Raw genomic sequence first — 14,826 nt, forward strand, 5'->3', positions numbered from 1 at the left:
GTCCTTTTTGATACTAATTTCTTTTCATGGTTCTGCGACAAAAAAGCATCCGTGGATTTTACGCCAGATGATGATTTGGATTCACTGGAAAAGAGATTTGATTTTTTATTAAAAGATCTTGATCATGATGACTCTGAGATAATAATTCCTGCACCAGTCATTGCGGAAGTGTTGTGTGCAAGCACTATTGATCCTCGAAATGTCATGAAAATTTTGAACCAGGAAGTTCGAGTGCGAGTGGTCGCTTTCGGGCAACGTGCCGCTGAAGAATTCGGACAGATATTCAGAAAGACACATAGAGGTTCTGAAAATAGAAACTCTTTCCGCTTCGATCTCTTAATTATTGCTACTGCGAAAGCTGAAGGCGTAGATATAGTATACTCATCTGATGGTGGGGTGATCAATAAATGCAACGCAAAACAAATCCGTTGCTATTCCTTCCAAAAACTACCTAGGCCACCATTCCAAAAACAAAGAGATTTGCAATTGGATGCCCATCCGGATGGAATACAATAAAATTTTATTTTGACACGACTCTTCGGTAACTGCTCCGGTTACACTCCTGCTCATGGAGAAATCCGGTGCCCACATTTTCACACAACTTCATTAGATCTACGGCAATTTCTCACGCCACCTACGACGATACTTCACACGTTTTAACAATCATATTTCGCACAAGCCTTAAGAGCTACACCTATTATGGGGTACCACCAGCCGTGTGGATCCAGTTCACACATGCCTCCTCTGCTGGTCAGTTTGTTAGGCAGCAAATCGAACCCCGTTACAGCACCAGAAGATGAACAGACGGCTGCTCCACTTTAGGCCGGAGATGGTCCGTCACTCTTTTCTTCTTTTGGAAACCGCCCCGCCAAAAACTGCCACTTCCAGTCCGCACCATAACCCGCTGGTTCGAGAGAACTATGATTACTGAAGTTGGCTCCAAGGGTCTCCTCAATGATCGTTCTGCGATCGGCGCACTCTTTTCGGCTGATGTCAGTCAGGAGAATGCCGAGGTAGGTGTCTATCTGGGTTCTCACTGAGAGCCGGCGCATTTTTTCGAGATCCGCCAGGACTTTCCCGCCTCGCGCATCTCTTTCATCGCAGATCTTCAACTCGACGAGCGCGAAAGGCCGCCTTTCCCGATAAAGTGCCACATCAGATCGAAGACCACCCATACTGCTGATTACTTCATCATCGATGCGGCCGCCCAGTTCTTTGAGGATCGTAAGATAGGGCCGCTCAACATGACACTGCAGCCTGAACTCATCATGCAGCCCGATCGCGATCTGGCCGCCCAGGAAGATCTCCGGGATCTCGTTGTCATTCCTGATGCCGGAGATGTCGCGGTACTTTTTGACGGCTGCGGCGCCGTAGTTGGCGATGCTCTGGCTGTAATCCGCGTTTTCACTCGTCATTGTACCTCCCCTGCTTCGTGGTCGTCGGCCTTCCGCTGATTGCAAAACCACAATCACCCGACATTCCGGTAGTTTGACGTAACCACAACAGGGTCAGCCCGAAAATGGTCTCACCCCTTGGAGAGGCCCATTTCTGTGGATTAATCGCGCGGTTAATTCCCGGGAACAGCCATCTCATCACGAGCCTTTGTCCTATGCGGTGTAACCACAAGAGTTTCGTTTATTGCGTTTATATGCTATATGATCGCCCTCAAAATGGAGGAACAGTGCCGTGACCATGGCAATGCTGAAGACAATCAAACCTGACTTTGCGTCGAAGCAGGACAAGGAGGCTCTCGTTGGAGCCAGCCGTGCCCTCGCCACGTTCAGTGGGCGTGGCTGTGTTCGCGTTGAGGCATCCACCGACAATGCGGATGATCGGCAGACCTTCGTGCTGCCGGCCTATGCTGTGCGGATGGTGACTGACATGCTCACCTTCCTTGCGGATGGGCGCGCGGTTTCGGTCATGCCGGAAAATGCTCTTCTTACGACGCAGCAGGCTGCAACCCTTCTGGGGGTGTCCCGCCCTCACCTAGTCTCCCTGCTTGAAAAGGGAACAATACCGTTTGAGAAGGTGGGAACACATCGACGGATCCTGATCAGCGACCTTCTGGCTTATCGTCAGGCACGCAAGGCAGAGGCGACGGCCATTTTGGATGACATGGCCGCTGAGGCTCAGGAACTCGGGATGGGTTACTGAGTGATCTTCATCGTCGTTCTGGATGCCTGCGTTCTTTATCCCGCGCCCCTCCGGGACCTGTTGATGCGTCTGGCGGTCACGTCGCTTTATGCGCCCAAATGGACGGAGGTCATCCATGATGAATGGAGCCGAAACCTTCTCAAGAAGCGTCCTGAGCTGGAAGATCGGCTTCCCCGGGTCAAGGCGCAGATGAATGCTGCTTTGCCGGATGCGAATGTGACGGGATATGAAGGGCTGGTTTCCGGAATCAACCTACCGGATCCGGATGATCGTCACGTTGTAGCGGCTGCCATTGCGGCGCGGGCGGATGCGATCGTGACGTTCAATCTCAAGGATTTTCCTGCAGCAGAGCTGGAAAAATATGGACTGGAAGTCATCCATCCCGACGTGTTCATCCGCGGTAATTTCGACCTGGATCCCAGTGTGGCGCTGTCAGCAGTGCGTGCCATGCGTTCAGCCCTGAAGAACCCTCCCTGCACGGCAGAAGAGCTTCTGGATATTCTCAGTCGACAGGGACTGCCGGATACCGTTGCGTTCCTACGGGACTGGACTGACCACCTGTAAGCTCAAAGCCTTTACGCCCAGGACCACTTTCCAACGACCTTGCCGATAATGGCGAGAGCAGCAGCCGGACGCTCATAGGGGCTGTAACGCTTGCTGGTGGCGCTGACCCGGACTCTTGCAGGTATGCTCCCCACGAGAGGCTCCAACTGCCTCAGTGCGATCCCTGCCCCATCCCAGAGCAGATAGACACCGGCCGGTGACGGCACCTTGTGGGCAAAGTCGATCAGCACGCGGTCAGTCGGCAGATAATCGGGTGTCATGGCATCGTCAGAGACGCGGACGAAGCCGAGTTCCGCGCCTTCGCCGGCATGAGCCCGCACCATCTCATGCGGGAGCGTCCAGTGGGCCAGAACCGTCAGCTTTTCAACGGGGGATTTTCCGTCCGCTTCGGCAAGATCGTATTCCGGAATGGAGATGCTGGGATGGAGTGCCGGCGGAAGCCCGCTCTGGGGTGCAGGAGCCAGGCGCCAGTCCCCTTCCATGAGTTCCGGCCAGGTCACGCCCAGATGTGGCGCCAGACGTTCCGCCCATTCGCGGGACATCTTCCGCTCGCCTTTCCGGAGCTTGAAAATCTGCTGCTTGGACGTATCCGCCCGCCGCCCCAGTTCCGGGTCGGTCAGGCGTGCACGGGCCATGAAATCGGCCAATCTGGTCGGATGATCAGTCATGACACGATTGGTAACCACTTCCGGTGACCGTGTCGGTCACTAATTTATTGACCGAACAGTCCCCGGCATGGTTGTGTGCGTCCATGACCCTAGATGAATATCTGAAAAAGCACGAACTGACCGATGCGGAATTCGCTCGGCAGTCCGGCATCAACCTGCGCAAGATTGTTGGGGACTGGCGGCGGGGAACGCGTCGTCCGGACGCTGAAAACATGCGCAAGATCCTTGTTTACACCAGCGGGCGTGTGACGCCGAATGATTTCATCCTGTCGAAGGATATGATCCAGAGATACCTGGGTCAGTAATGGTCGGGGGCAGCTCCCATTTCCTGCAGCCTGCTCAGCAGGTCGAGCAGGGTTTCGACGGTCTGGGCTGTTGGCCTGATCGGCGGAACCGGCAGGAGTGTGGGCGACAGGATGATGCCGCTGAGCCGCGTCGTAAGACGTGCGGCCGGAATATACTCGTAGATGCCGGCCTGGGCTCTGAGCTGGGCAAGTCCAAGCAAAGTTGCGTCGATACAGGCGAGCAGCTTTTCCGCCCCCGATCTCTGATCTGTTCTTTCTTCACGCTCCACCTCTGCTCCTTCTGTGCGGTTTCAACGGGTCTGAACATTCCCAAAACTGCAGGAGGCCAAGGCCAATGTTGTGGAGCATCTCGTCCAAAGGCACGAAACCGCCGGTTCAGAGTGAAGCGGCCATGAGCGAAACCGTTCTCGAAGACTATGCGTCCCTCGTTTCCCAGACCGTCGAAAGCCGGCGGAAAGGGCGTGGTCTCAAAGCCGCGATTTACGACGCATCGCGTATTCTCGGGCTGACGGAACGGCGTGTTCGTGCCTGCCTTTATCGCGAAATCCGCTCGGTCAAAGCCGCTGAATGGCTGTCTGTCCGTGCGCGTTTTGCGGCTCATCTGGAAGCTGAGGAACGTCGCTACGTTGCCGAGGCTGAACTGCTGCGCGCCCGCATCAAGGCGCTCAGGAAAGAGGCTGCATGATCTGGAAATGGTTCTGCCGGAAGATGGCGTTCTACTGGAAGTGGGTTGCCCGCTGCCGTGCCGACAAAGCTGCATTCGCCCTTGAGAGGGCTGAAGCCTGGAACAGGAGAGCTGGCGTATGAGCGTGCAGGCAATGACATGGGCTTGGGCCCAGACGGTCGTCACGGATCCGTTGGCGGTCAGCGTCCTGCTGGCATACGCCAACTTCGCCACGCCCAGTGGAGAGGACTGCTTTCCCTCCACCGAGGTGATCGTTCAGATGACGAAGCTGAGCGAGCGCACCGTACGCAAGAAGGTCGATGACCTGATTGCCGCCGGCGTCATGGAGATGGGCGATCAGGAGATCGTCCGGGTCAAGATCGCACACGCTGGTCGTCGACCGGTCAATTACCGCCTGCGGATGGACATCCTGACGCCTGATGATGTGCCTCCTGCTGACTCCATTTCAGGGGTGCAGATCGTGCAGGAAACAACCGGCAGGGGTGCATCTCACGTCAGTCAGGGGTGCAACTCAGGTAGCTTAGGGGTGCAGCTCACGTCATTTAGGGGTGCACCAGCTGCACCCAAACCCATATATAACCCAAATAAACCATCCAAGAACCCAAACCCCCTAAATCCCCCGCTTGCTTCCGAAGCCACTTCGATGACTTTTCGCGAGCAGGACGACGACGGCAAGATCCGGACCGTGAGCCTCGACCTGCCCTCATGGCTTCCGGCCGAGGCCTGGGGCGGATACCTCCAGACCCGCAAGGCGAAGAAGGCTCCACGAACGGTCCGGGCCATCCAGGGCGTTCTCCGCAAACTCGAGGCCTTCCGGACCGCCGGCCATGACGTCGAAGCCATTCTCGACACCAGCACCGAGCGCGGCTGGACCGGGATTTTCGAGCCGAAAGGCAGCTTTCCAGCCAGTGCTACGCCGAAGCGCCAGAGCTTTGGCCGATCGCTTGAGCAGCATTTCGCCTCGCCGGAGTTCGACGGACGATGAGCCAGAGCCTCTCCTTCGCCGTTCGTCCGCATTCCGCGCTTCTGGCTCAGCTCATCGGGCAGCATGACCCGGATCCGGCCCTGTGCCGTCAGGTCCATGACGAAGCCGTTCAGGCGCTGGCCGACATGCGGCGGTCGATGCGTCCTGGCACACCGGCCGAGATGGGCGCCTGGCTGACGCGGCTGTGCAAGTTCGTGGCCAATCCGCCAGCCAGCGAGACCGATTTCCGCGACGCCGTGGCTGTGATTGCGGAGATCTGTGCCGACCTGCCCCAGGGCGTGTGGATCCGGGAAACCCGCGTGTCATGGCTGCAGAAGGGCCCAGACGCTTCAGGACGCATCCCCGGCAAGTTCTGGCCCTACCCGGCCGAGCTGTATGCCCATCTGAGCGGCTATGCCGCGGCAATGGAAGCGCAGTGTCAGGCGATCGAGCGGGTCATCCAGCAGCCGGCTCTTGCGGCCTATGCCACGGCACGCCGGAACTGGGCGGCAGGCGGTCATGAAGGTCCAGCGCCGAAGCGTGAGGATTTCATTCCGGAAGCCCGGGATGTGAGGGTTTCCCGATGAGTGAAAATCTTCACGGACTGCTGCAGCCGCCCCAGCCACCTGCGCTGGAAAACGTCATGGCCGAGCAAGGGATTCTCGCCTCGATCCTGCTGCGCAATGCCGACTTCGACGTCGTCGCCGAGATCCTGAAGCCGGAGCACTTCTCAGCCAGGTATCGCGGCGAGATATACCGGATCTGCGGAGACGCCATCCGGAACGGGCGCTTTGCTGATCCTGTCACACTCCGGAGTGCTTTTCAGGCCAACGATGCGATTGCAGAGTACGGCCCCCAGAAGGCGATCACCGAGATCCTGACGGGCATGATGGCAGCCCCACACAGCCTTCTGCGGAACTATGCCGCCGAGATCGTGGACATGGCGACCAGACGGGGCATTCGGGATATCGCAAGCAGCGTCTTGTGGGGCACCAACGAGTTTGAGGGAGACACGGCGTCCTCGATCATCAGCCGCATGCAGGAGCAGCTTCAGGGGCTGGCTGCTGGCACGGACGGCACCCGGCAGGCAAGAACTGCGAGTGCGGCCACCGATGCGCTGTTGGCCGAGACAGAAGCATCCTGGAAAGCCGGGAATTACCTGTCCGGTCTCGACTGCGGGTACGAGACGCTGAACAAGCGCATTCGCGGCTTCCGTGCTGGTGCGATGTACGTCATCGCGGGCCGACCAGGCATGGGTAAGTCAGCCCTCGGGATCGGGATTGCAACGCGCATGGCAATTGCAGAAGGCCGCGGACTGTACTGGACGGGCGAGATGCCGGCCGAGGAGCTGATGGGCCGTGTAGTCTCTGCCCGATGCGGGCTGACCCTCGACACGGTGCTGACGGGCATGTTCGACGGAGCCAATGGCCCGGAGCCGGTGTCAGGCAAGACCATAGAGCGCATTGTCGCCGCGGGTATGGAAGCCAAACGCATTCCGCTCGTGATCGATGACCGTGAAGGCCTGAGCGTTCAGCAGGTCGCCATCCGGGCGCGACGCATGGCCCGAGAGCCTGAAGGCCTGAAGTTCATCGTGCTGGACTACATCGGTCTGCTGCGGGGCAGCGATGCCGTGCGCCGATCCGGAAACCGGGTGAACGAGGTCACTGAGATCAGCGGCGAGATTGCCCGCATGGCGCGCGAACTGAAGGTTCCCGTCATCGCCCTCTCCCAGCTCAACCGGCAGTCCGAAAACCGGGAAGACCGACGCCCGGGAATGTCCGATATCCGGGAGAGTGGTGCAATCGAGCAGGACGCACGCTGCATCCTTGGTCTGTACCGTGAGGAGTATGCGCTCCAGTCCCGGATCGGGGCCGACGGCAGCGTAGTCCGGAACACAAACGAGAGCGACGCCGTCTATCAGAAGCGGGCAGCAGAATTCGACGCCAATCTGGAGCGGGCGCGAGGCAAGGGCGAAGTCCTGATCCTCAAGAACCGCGGCGGCAAAGGCGGGATCGTGGATATGTGGTTCGACGGACCAACGACCTGGTTCCGGGATCAGGGGGAAGATGAGAGAGGGCCGGCGTGGTGATTCACGTCCCATCTCTGAACTCTGTAGCTTCTCGGGCGCTTAAAAAGTAAAGGCCGCCAAAAGAGAGATCATGCGTTTCATCATTCCTTCACTTGCCGCACTCTTCCTCGCAGGCTGTTCTGGCAGCCAGCATAGCCAGCCGTCTCGTGAGACAACGGCAGCCTGCATGGAGTATCAGTCCATGATGACTGCTCCCATGCCGCCTGAGGCCATGCGCAGGCTCCAGAAAGCTTGCGCAGCTTCCACCCGGGACAGAGGTGAGTAATACAGACTTTCTTAAGGACGAAGCCTTAAGAAATCCGCGGATGTTGGAACTGCCAGCAGGCAAAAGCATGATGCCGACGTTACCGCACGGCTTTACCAACCTTGAGATGGGTCTGTAAGCCCTGGTTCAGCAGCATGGATACAAATCTTTCAGGTTATTATTCTGGGTTTTTGAAATATATTTTAAATTACCGATAATTTCCATATGTATTTATAATGTTCTTATATGGGAATATATTGTAATAATGGAGTATTTTGATTTTTAATTTCCTAAAATTCAGCAAATATAACGTTCATGGAACTTTCCACGTCAAAACGATAAGGCGCGGACATGAACGTTGCGGAGCCGAGTGTTCATGCCCCCTCTGGGAATATGAAACCTGCCTGGATGGATCCACTGTGGCAGGATGCCTGGCTCGGGGTCGCATCGCATCTGAGGCGAGATGACCGGATTTTGCTACCAGAAGGAAACTGGCCGGTTGCGGATGTGGCTGAAATACGGACCTATCGCTATGTCATTGATATCGCTGATGCGACGGTTCTGTTTCTTTACAAGGCACGCATTGCAGGCATATCTCACGCCGTTCTCAAAAAGATCTATGCAACTTGGCGACCGGTTTTTGCCAATGAAGTTTTCGCCTGTTTCATGCAGCCTCGCCGCTGGGAACTGTTTCGTTTAAAGGGGCGTCCTGGCCGGCATTATCAGGTCATTCAACAGTACCTGAATGCGCGCAAGCTCCGACGTTGCAGTGAGACGATCTTTTTTACCCATATTCCCAAGACGGCTGGTACGTCTGCATGGGAAGCCATCGCGCGTTCGGTGCCGTCCAAGGTCTATTGCGAAAGTTATGAATCTCTGGTCCGTCATCCTTTGGTAGCGGCCAATTTCGATCTTGTCGGTGGTCATGTACCTTTGCAGATCCTGGTTCATTCGGCCGCGCCTAATGATCGTTTTGCAGGCGTATTGCGAGATCCACTTGCGCGCTTCCGTTCAGCATTCCTGCACTCTCGACGCATGAGCGAAGATCCGCGAACTTTCACTGATACCATGCGTCTCATGCGGGAAACCTCTCTGACGGATTTCCTGTCCCATCCCGATGCAAAGATGGAAGTGTGTCAGCAGACCATCATGCTGGGGTTCGCCTTTGATGGTGTTTATAGCACCAAAGTGGAGCAGGAGATTTTCGATCGTGCCCGTGTTGCTGTCGAACATAAAAATAACCTCTTTGCGACAACCCGGCGGCTGCCTCAGTTTATCGACAGGATGCGTGCACAGTTACGGCTGTCTCCCCTGGAACAGTCGCAATCTGTTCGAAACGCAAGTGACCTGATTGCCCAAACTGAGGACATTGAGGAGTTCGAGGCATCTGTACCAAAAATTCGTGAATTGCTGACGATGGAACAGGAGCTTTACGACCTCGTCGCACGCGGGGAAGAACACTAGTTGCTTTGCCCACTGGCGCGTTGCGGCGCTGAAGAAATGGGACTGCGTGATCCGAAGCCCGAGCGAGTGAGGGTGTCGCGGCAGCCGAGATCGTGACTCAGTGCAGTGCGGTGGAGCAAGTCTTTGGTAGACGTTTTCGCCGTTAACGAAGATGCTCCGAGGCGCTTAGGAGGAGCGCCCTGCTCCGAAAAAGAGTTGGGTATCGTCCAATCTGGAAAATTTTCCAGAAAGGAACTGCCAGTTCCAGTCAGCCCCCTGGGATGCTGGCTCTAACGGCCCCTCTTCGCTGAACGGTTCTCCTAGAAGTCTCTCCAGTTCAGGGCGGCGGTCTGCACAACGCACGTCGTTACTCAGGTCAGTCAACAAAATACCAATATACGTGTCGAGCGCACATCGTTTGGTTAGAAGGTTCATTTTTTCGAGATCGGCAAGTACTTTTGCTCCACGACGATCGCCCTCATCGCATATCTTCAACTCGATGATCGCAATAGGCGTTTTATCGCGGTAAATTGCGACATCAGCACGCAGGCCGCCCAAGTCATCGATTTCCTCGCGTCCGACCGATCCACCCAATTCTTGAAGAATGTCTAGGTAACGACGCTCAACATGGACATGGATGCCGCATTGCGTATGGAGACCAAGCGCTATTTGACCACCCAGAAAAATCTCTGGGATCTCGTTATCATGTCTGATCCCAGACATCTCACGATAGGCTTTGACTGCCTTGGTCCCGAGTTCAGAGATTTTCCGGCTAAAATCCATGACGATCCGCTTTCAGTCAAACACGCAAAAAAGAAACCCGGCCGGAGCCGGGTTGGGAGAAGCTTAATCGATTTCACGCCGAACAATCTTACTCAACGCTCTTGGCACGGAACCTTCAGGGAGTTGTGCAGACTTGTTCTGTAGGTAGCGGGAGAACTGACCGCCCGAGATGTAAGTACCTCTCAACCATTCACGGTAAGCACCCAGAGCAGACCAAGGATAACACTTAGCTGTCTGGGGGTTTGATCTTGCTTGAGGGTGGCTATCTGGATAGCGATGAGGAAAGTTTGCGGTGTCTCCATACTGGATATGAAGTTCATTTGCCCTCCAATATTGGGCCCATGCTTTTCCGATAGAGATATCTGGAACAGTCTTTGGGCCAACTGGAATCCCAGACATGATCATCTCATATATCAGAGTACTAGCTTCATTGAATACACAGAAGAACCCATCTGGGGCGGACTGATGATTAAGCGCGATTCTATCGTGCCATTCTTTGAGGTTGATGTTTTCGGCAGCATTGGGATTGTAACCGACCCGACGATAAATCTCTTCCGTCAGCTTGCTTCCCGCTAACTTGCGGAAGTTGCTCTGCGCTTCATGTTGGCAATTTGGGCCTGCGCCAAATGCATAATATTGCAGTATCGCCAAACAGACCCCTACTGGATAGCAGTAGTGGGTTTTTCCGGCATGAGGGACTTCAATGTGAGGACTATCAGGTGCTGCCTCGCCATCTTCTGAGAGAAGATTACGAATCGCGATGATTCGTGGCTTATAACGGATCTCATTCCATTGGGAACTGATCGTACCGATATGCGCATTTTGCACACCACATAAGGTGGCCAGACCGCGCTGATTAAGATACGGCGTTCCATCGGATAGAACGCCCATTCCCAGAGCTTCTTCCTCAGCCTCCATGGCAGAAAAAAGCATTGGCTGCTGTCGTTTTTGGGTGATTCTCTCTTGGGATGAATTTGTCGATAAAATGCTGATTTTCTTAGACAAAATGGTGATTCCCTCTAAATGATTTTCTTTAAAATTTGAGGGAAATTCACCCTCACTTCCAAGTCCACTTCCCACGACGCGAGACTGGCTCACTCCACTAAGATTCGTGTCAATACGTTACAGGCTAGAAAATGGGTTAAGAGCCAGCCGGTGGAGCTTTGTGGGCACGCTATTATCTGATCGATTTTGGCTTGATAGCCTTTTCAAAGCGACGCAGAAATTTTTCAATAGGCTCATCTCCAAGCGCATGGATTGTTCTATGACAGTTTGCGCAAAGTAAGATGAGATCGTCCAAAGTTGTTTTTGCCATCCCTTCGCTTAGGGGATATTTATGATGGACTTCTAAACAACTTTTCTTGGCCTCACCGTATTCTGCGAGACCTTTAAAACCACAAGCTGCACATTCTAATTCGCCTTGTGAAGAAAGAGCATGTCGATAAATCTCAGAGAGAGACTTGCTTCGCACGACGGACCGCGAACTGTATTCCCGCTTTTCACCTTCATCGGCACCAATTTTGCTTACCTTAACTGGAAGGGCAATCCATTCGCCGTCTTCTTCGCGCCAAAATAGCTCTGAAGCGCCTTCAATCTTGTTATAGTTAAGCTTAACATCTCCTCGGTAGACCCCAGTTTTTTCGTTTAGGGGGGCACAAATCCCTCCATAGGAAAAAACAAAAGATGAGGGATCTCCACTTGCCACAAAGGCCGAAAAAATTTTCGATCTAGATACGGTGGTGGCGTGGTAATGGATGCGCCCATCAGCAAGGCTTTCACTGTAGTCGGGCAAAAAATCGACGGATCCTTTTGCCTCAGGATTTAACCATTGTATTTTCCAAGCAGGCAAGGGCGACTGACTCAATTTCATACTATTGCTCCATTGCGCATATCTGAGTGACTACGGGCAAAGCTAGCATGGTTTTCTTCTTGTACAGCTACCCACGCCTGTACTAACATTCCTCCATGCCAGCAGCCCTGAAATCCCGCGCCGGACTCGGCGACACGATCCGCCAGTTTTCGACGCCGAAGACGGTCCGAAAAACGGCATTCATTCCAGCGAAGGCAGAGGATAATTCCCCAACGCCCGAGCGGATGGCGAAGGGGGATTTTGAGTGGCAGGGCAAGAAGCGGGTGAAGCTGAACACCGTCAACGCCCTGCACATGGCAGGCGATATTGACGGCTCCGCAGTCACGGCAGCGAAATGGTGGATCTGCGATTACGTCTTCGCAAACCACGGATATCTCGACATTCTGAACGATATTCTCCCTTCCGACTATGTGAAGGGCGATGTCCATACGTTCGCTATTTCTCGCGGGAATGCTGCTGAACGGATTGGCATGATCCGCGATCGGCTTGGGCTTTGTGCCCATGTTCGGCTGGAAATGATGCTCGCACGGGAACTGTCGTTCTCAGCCATGGCGGAAGCTCTGGTGCCGGCCAAGGGCACGCAGGGGCGTAAGGTCGTCTCTGCCCAGTGCGCGCTGGTGCTTGAGCAGCTCTGCGATGCGTACACCCAGGTACGCCGGGATATCCGCGACAGGATCGAGCGGAACAAAGCGCTTGTACTTGGCCCCAGCGGCTGATACGGTTGGACAACACTGAAGAATTGCGCCCATAGCGCCAATTTTATTCCGGACAATCAGCGATGGCCGCAACCACAATCACAGTCGGTGATGTGGTGAAATGGCGCGGGTCGCTTCATGTGATTGCGGAAATACAATCAGGCAACGCAGCACTGTGTCCCGTTCTCCCGACGCGAACCGTCAGGCATCGGGCCGATATCCTGATCGGGTTTCCCGACACCCTGCATCTCGGCCTGGTCGATGGCGCACTGATCCGGTGCAAACCCTTCGTGTTCCACAATGCCTGCAACCTGACGAAAGACGGCTCGCTCTCCCCTGCCCTTCTTTGCCGCATGCGGCGCGCGATTGAACGCGAAATGGATGCGAGACGCGTCGAAGCAGGCGTGGCCAAGTATCTGGTGAGGTAGTCATGGCGAGAAAGAAGGCGGAAGTTATTCCGGCTCGTCCCAAAAGAGCGCCGCCTACTCCCATCACTCCCGAAGTCTGGGATGATGTTCTGGATCTGATAGAGCAAGGCCATACGATCCGCGATATCTCCGCCATGGCTCACATGCCGGACTGGACGACGATCCGGCGATACATCAGGGCTGATGCCGAACGCAGCACACAATACGCCCGCGCGCGCGAGGTCGCTGCCGATGCTTATGAGGCAGAAATCCTGAGCGAAGCACGATCGGCAGATCCTGTGACGGCTGCCGCTGCCCGTGTCAAAATTGATGCGCTCAAGTGGGTGATGAGTAAGCGGGCCCCCAAGGTCTATGGCGACAAGATCACGCAGGAACACACCGGCGCTGACGGCGGCCCAATAGAGATAAAGGGCGGCGGTATTTCCGCTCTACTGGCGGCGGCAAATGGCCCTAACGAAAGCGGATCTGACTGACTACGCCAAACTGCGTGGTATCTGGCGGAAAGACCCGGTCCTGTATGCGCAGCAGCGTCTGGGGCTGAACCCAACAGCACAACAGCGGCAGCTTCTTGAGGCTATTGCCCCGGCGGGCGCCAAAGTGTCCGTCCGTGCAGGGCATGGCGTCGGCAAGTCCGGCGCAACGTCTGCAACGATCCTCTGGCACCTTGAGTGCTATGAGTATTGCCGCATCCCCTGCACGGCGCCAACCGCGTCACAGCTCTACAACGTCCTCTGGGCTGAGCTGTCCAAGTGGATGCGCCGTTCAGATGAGCAGTCGAAGACGATGGGACTTCCGTCTGAGCTGTTGCTGTCTAACCTGTTCGACAAGACGCAGGACCGGCTGGCAGATAAGGGCAACCCGTCCGAATGGTATGCCGTGGCACGCACAAGCCGGCGCGAGGCTCCTGATGCACTTCAGGGTTTCCATGCCTCGGATGTGCAGATCACTGACGACAATAAGGCTGTAGAGCGCTCTTCATCAGGCGGCTCCATCCTGTTCGTGATCGAAGAAGCCTCCGGCGTGCCAGATGAGATTTTCGAAGTGGCAGAAGGCGCGCTGTCATCGCATGGCGCCCGGCTGTTGATGGTCGGCAACCCGACAAAGAACAGCGGTTTCTTCGCCCGATCGCAGAAACAGGACCGCGCGCTCTACACGGCTTTGCACTTCTCCTGCTCAGATAGCCCTCTGGTGGATGATACCTACCGGAAGAATCTGGTTCGGAAATATGGCGAGGGATCGAACGTTGTCCGGGTTCGTGCTGACGGAGACTTCCCGAATCAGGACGATGATGTCCTGATCCCGCTGGAACTGACAGAAGCGGCGCTTGAGCGCAAGGATGGAGAACGCAACGGGCCGCGCCGTCTGGGTGTGGACGTGGCGCGTTTTGGTGACGACCGAACGACATTCGTCCTTCGTGCGGGAGACGTGATCGAGCAAATCGAGGTTCGCTCCAAACAGGACACCATGACCACGGCGGGAATGGCCGCGCAGTTCTTCCGCCAGTGGAGCGCGGATGAAATCCATGTGGACGTGGTCGGCATCGGCGCTGGTGTGGCGGACCGACTGCGGGAACAGAATTTCCCGGTGACAGACGTCAACGTGGCAGAAAAGGCTCCAGAGAACCTGGACCTGAAGGATGCGGTTCCAGCCAAGCTGCGCGATTACCTCTGGCTTGAAATGGCCGAATGGATGAAGGGAACGCCTGCTTTCATGGCCCCCCAAAAGGAAAACGCGGAAGACCTCGCCGGGGAACTGTCCACGGTCCGTTATGGGTTGGACAGCTCCGGCCGCATGGTGGTCGAGAGCAAGGACGCAATGAAAAAGCGTGGCGTGCGGTCGCCTGATCTGGCCGATGCGCTGGGGGTGACGTTTGCGCCAGAAAAACGAAAACCAATGATTTTCACGATAACAGACCTATCCATGATCTAGGGCCG

The 14,826-nt window shown here is 55.6% G+C and carries 20 protein-coding genes; 14 read left to right on the forward strand and 6 right to left on the reverse strand.

The window, feature by feature from the left end:
* The first annotated feature begins 51 nt into the window (after positions 1–51).
* Positions 52–516, forward strand: coding sequence for a type II toxin-antitoxin system VapC family toxin (locus tag HKD27_RS08845; RefSeq protein ID WP_370544257.1), 465 nt, complete (start codon positions 52–54; stop codon positions 514–516).
* Positions 517–581: 65 nt separating this feature from the next.
* Complete coding sequence (locus tag HKD27_RS16755) at positions 582–800, forward strand: KTSC domain-containing protein (RefSeq protein ID WP_194689230.1); 219 nt, start codon at positions 582–584, stop codon at positions 798–800.
* 18 nt (positions 801–818) lie between these two features.
* Here the strand turns inward: HKD27_RS16755 and HKD27_RS08855 are convergent, their stop codons facing one another.
* The gene (locus tag HKD27_RS08855; RefSeq protein ID WP_194689231.1) at positions 819–1,415 is read right to left on the reverse strand and encodes a hypothetical protein; all 597 of its coding nucleotides are present in this window, start codon (positions 1,413–1,415) and stop codon (positions 819–821) included.
* Between the two features lie 277 nt (positions 1,416–1,692).
* Between HKD27_RS08855 and HKD27_RS08860 the strand changes: the two genes are divergently transcribed.
* Both HKD27_RS08860 and HKD27_RS08865 read left to right on the forward strand, forming a co-directional pair.
* On the forward strand, positions 1,693–2,154 hold the full coding sequence (locus HKD27_RS08860) for a helix-turn-helix domain-containing protein (RefSeq protein WP_228518425.1): 462 nt from the start codon (positions 1,693–1,695) through the stop codon (positions 2,152–2,154).
* On the forward strand, positions 2,155–2,718 hold the full coding sequence (locus tag HKD27_RS08865) for a PIN domain-containing protein (protein WP_194689233.1): 564 nt from the start codon (positions 2,155–2,157) through the stop codon (positions 2,716–2,718).
* 11 nt (positions 2,719–2,729) lie between these two features.
* Here HKD27_RS08865 and HKD27_RS08870 read toward each other — a convergent pair whose 3' ends face one another.
* On the reverse strand, positions 2,730–3,386 hold the full coding sequence (locus tag HKD27_RS08870) for a LexA family transcriptional regulator (RefSeq protein WP_194689234.1): 657 nt from the start codon (positions 3,384–3,386) through the stop codon (positions 2,730–2,732).
* An 83-nt stretch (positions 3,387–3,469) separates the two neighbouring features.
* On the opposite strand from HKD27_RS08870, the gene HKD27_RS08875 reads away from it, so the two are divergent.
* Positions 3,470–3,691 carry a helix-turn-helix transcriptional regulator gene (locus HKD27_RS08875; protein WP_194265427.1) on the forward strand — a complete coding sequence of 74 codons (222 nt, stop codon included), beginning with the start codon at positions 3,470–3,472 and terminating at the stop codon, positions 3,689–3,691.
* Here the strand turns inward: HKD27_RS08875 and HKD27_RS08880 are convergent.
* A complete protein-coding gene (locus HKD27_RS08880) occupies positions 3,685–3,960 on the reverse strand; it encodes a hypothetical protein (protein ID WP_194265426.1) in 276 nt (91 codons plus the stop codon). The genes HKD27_RS08875 and HKD27_RS08880 overlap by 7 nt on opposite strands.
* Before the next feature lie 122 nt (positions 3,961–4,082).
* Between HKD27_RS08880 and HKD27_RS08885 the strand changes: the two genes are divergently transcribed.
* The 5 genes from HKD27_RS08885 (at position 4,083) to HKD27_RS08905 (ending at position 9,137) form a co-directional block, all read left to right on the forward strand.
* Positions 4,083–4,376, forward strand: coding sequence for a hypothetical protein (locus HKD27_RS08885; RefSeq protein WP_194265425.1), 294 nt, complete (start codon positions 4,083–4,085; stop codon positions 4,374–4,376).
* Positions 4,377–4,494: 118 nt separating this feature from the next.
* Positions 4,495–5,361, forward strand: coding sequence for a helix-turn-helix domain-containing protein (locus tag HKD27_RS08890; RefSeq protein WP_194689235.1), 867 nt, complete (start codon positions 4,495–4,497; stop codon positions 5,359–5,361).
* The gene (locus HKD27_RS08895) at positions 5,358–5,927 is read left to right on the forward strand and encodes a hypothetical protein (protein WP_194689236.1); all 570 of its coding nucleotides are present in this window, start codon (positions 5,358–5,360) and stop codon (positions 5,925–5,927) included. Before HKD27_RS08890 ends, HKD27_RS08895 begins: the two co-directional genes overlap by 4 nt.
* Positions 5,924–7,429 (forward strand): DnaB-like helicase C-terminal domain-containing protein, encoded by a 1,506-nt coding sequence (locus HKD27_RS08900; protein ID WP_194689237.1) that lies wholly within the window; start codon positions 5,924–5,926, stop codon positions 7,427–7,429. Before HKD27_RS08895 ends, HKD27_RS08900 begins: the two co-directional genes overlap by 4 nt.
* A gap of 595 nt (positions 7,430–8,024) precedes the next feature.
* A complete protein-coding gene (locus HKD27_RS08905) occupies positions 8,025–9,137 on the forward strand; it encodes a sulfotransferase family 2 domain-containing protein (RefSeq protein WP_194689238.1) in 1,113 nt (370 codons plus the stop codon).
* A gap of 165 nt (positions 9,138–9,302) precedes the next feature.
* Here HKD27_RS08905 and HKD27_RS08910 read toward each other — a convergent pair whose 3' ends face one another.
* From HKD27_RS08910 to HKD27_RS08920, 3 genes are all read right to left on the reverse strand, one after another.
* Positions 9,303–9,899 (reverse strand): hypothetical protein, encoded by a 597-nt coding sequence (locus HKD27_RS08910; protein WP_194689239.1) that lies wholly within the window; start codon positions 9,897–9,899, stop codon positions 9,303–9,305.
* A gap of 63 nt (positions 9,900–9,962) precedes the next feature.
* Complete coding sequence (locus HKD27_RS08915) at positions 9,963–10,997, reverse strand: hypothetical protein (protein ID WP_194689240.1); 1,035 nt, start codon at positions 10,995–10,997, stop codon at positions 9,963–9,965.
* A gap of 79 nt (positions 10,998–11,076) precedes the next feature.
* Positions 11,077–11,769 carry an HNH endonuclease gene (locus HKD27_RS08920; RefSeq protein WP_194689241.1) on the reverse strand — a complete coding sequence of 231 codons (693 nt, stop codon included), beginning with the start codon at positions 11,767–11,769 and terminating at the stop codon, positions 11,077–11,079.
* Between the two features lie 95 nt (positions 11,770–11,864).
* Here HKD27_RS08920 and HKD27_RS08925 point away from each other — a divergent pair, with 95 nt between their 5' ends.
* The 4 genes from HKD27_RS08925 to HKD27_RS08940 all read left to right on the forward strand — a co-directional run bounded on the left by HKD27_RS08925 (position 11,865) and on the right by HKD27_RS08940 (position 14,821).
* A complete protein-coding gene (locus tag HKD27_RS08925; RefSeq protein ID WP_194689242.1) occupies positions 11,865–12,485 on the forward strand; it encodes a hypothetical protein in 621 nt (206 codons plus the stop codon).
* 62 nt (positions 12,486–12,547) lie between these two features.
* Entirely contained in the window at positions 12,548–12,892 is a 345-nt protein-coding gene (locus tag HKD27_RS08930; RefSeq protein WP_194689243.1) for a hypothetical protein, read from the forward strand.
* Between the two features lie 2 nt (positions 12,893–12,894).
* Positions 12,895–13,365 (forward strand): terminase small subunit, encoded by a 471-nt coding sequence (locus HKD27_RS08935; RefSeq protein WP_194689244.1) that lies wholly within the window; start codon positions 12,895–12,897, stop codon positions 13,363–13,365.
* Positions 13,337–14,821 carry a DEAD/DEAH box helicase family protein gene (locus tag HKD27_RS08940; protein ID WP_194689245.1) on the forward strand — a complete coding sequence of 495 codons (1,485 nt, stop codon included), beginning with the start codon at positions 13,337–13,339 and terminating at the stop codon, positions 14,819–14,821. The genes HKD27_RS08935 and HKD27_RS08940 overlap by 29 nt, the downstream gene beginning before the upstream one ends.
* Positions 14,822–14,826: the final 5 nt, after the last annotated feature.

It is taken from the genome of Gluconobacter sp. R75690, assembly GCF_015244525.1.
Taxonomy (GTDB): domain Bacteria; phylum Pseudomonadota; class Alphaproteobacteria; order Acetobacterales; family Acetobacteraceae; genus Gluconobacter; species Gluconobacter potus.

Excerpts from the sequence above, each read along its gene's own strand:
- HKD27_RS08855 (WP_194689231.1), bottom strand. The coding sequence starts at position 1,415 with ATGACGAGTGAAAACGCGGATTACAGCCAGAGCATCGCCAACTACGGC.
- HKD27_RS08860 (WP_228518425.1), top strand. The coding sequence starts at position 1,693 with ATGGCAATGCTGAAGACAATCAAACCTGACTTTGCGTCGAAGCAGGAC.
- HKD27_RS08870 (WP_194689234.1), bottom strand. The coding sequence starts at position 3,386 with ATGACTGATCATCCGACCAGATTGGCCGATTTCATGGCCCGTGCACGC.
- HKD27_RS08875 (WP_194265427.1), top strand. The coding sequence starts at position 3,470 with ATGACCCTAGATGAATATCTGAAAAAGCACGAACTGACCGATGCGGAA.
- HKD27_RS08885 (WP_194265425.1), top strand. The coding sequence starts at position 4,083 with ATGAGCGAAACCGTTCTCGAAGACTATGCGTCCCTCGTTTCCCAGACC.
- HKD27_RS08890 (WP_194689235.1), top strand. The coding sequence starts at position 4,495 with ATGAGCGTGCAGGCAATGACATGGGCTTGGGCCCAGACGGTCGTCACG.
- HKD27_RS08895 (WP_194689236.1), top strand. The coding sequence starts at position 5,358 with ATGAGCCAGAGCCTCTCCTTCGCCGTTCGTCCGCATTCCGCGCTTCTG.
- HKD27_RS08900 (WP_194689237.1), top strand. The coding sequence starts at position 5,924 with ATGAGTGAAAATCTTCACGGACTGCTGCAGCCGCCCCAGCCACCTGCG.
- HKD27_RS08905 (WP_194689238.1), top strand. The coding sequence starts at position 8,025 with ATGAACGTTGCGGAGCCGAGTGTTCATGCCCCCTCTGGGAATATGAAA.
- HKD27_RS08910 (WP_194689239.1), bottom strand. The coding sequence starts at position 9,899 with ATGGATTTTAGCCGGAAAATCTCTGAACTCGGGACCAAGGCAGTCAAA.
- HKD27_RS08920 (WP_194689241.1), bottom strand. The coding sequence starts at position 11,769 with ATGAAATTGAGTCAGTCGCCCTTGCCTGCTTGGAAAATACAATGGTTA.
- HKD27_RS08925 (WP_194689242.1), top strand. The coding sequence starts at position 11,865 with ATGCCAGCAGCCCTGAAATCCCGCGCCGGACTCGGCGACACGATCCGC.
- HKD27_RS08930 (WP_194689243.1), top strand. The coding sequence starts at position 12,548 with ATGGCCGCAACCACAATCACAGTCGGTGATGTGGTGAAATGGCGCGGG.
- HKD27_RS08935 (WP_194689244.1), top strand. The coding sequence starts at position 12,895 with ATGGCGAGAAAGAAGGCGGAAGTTATTCCGGCTCGTCCCAAAAGAGCG.
- HKD27_RS08940 (WP_194689245.1), top strand. The coding sequence starts at position 13,337 with ATGGCCCTAACGAAAGCGGATCTGACTGACTACGCCAAACTGCGTGGT.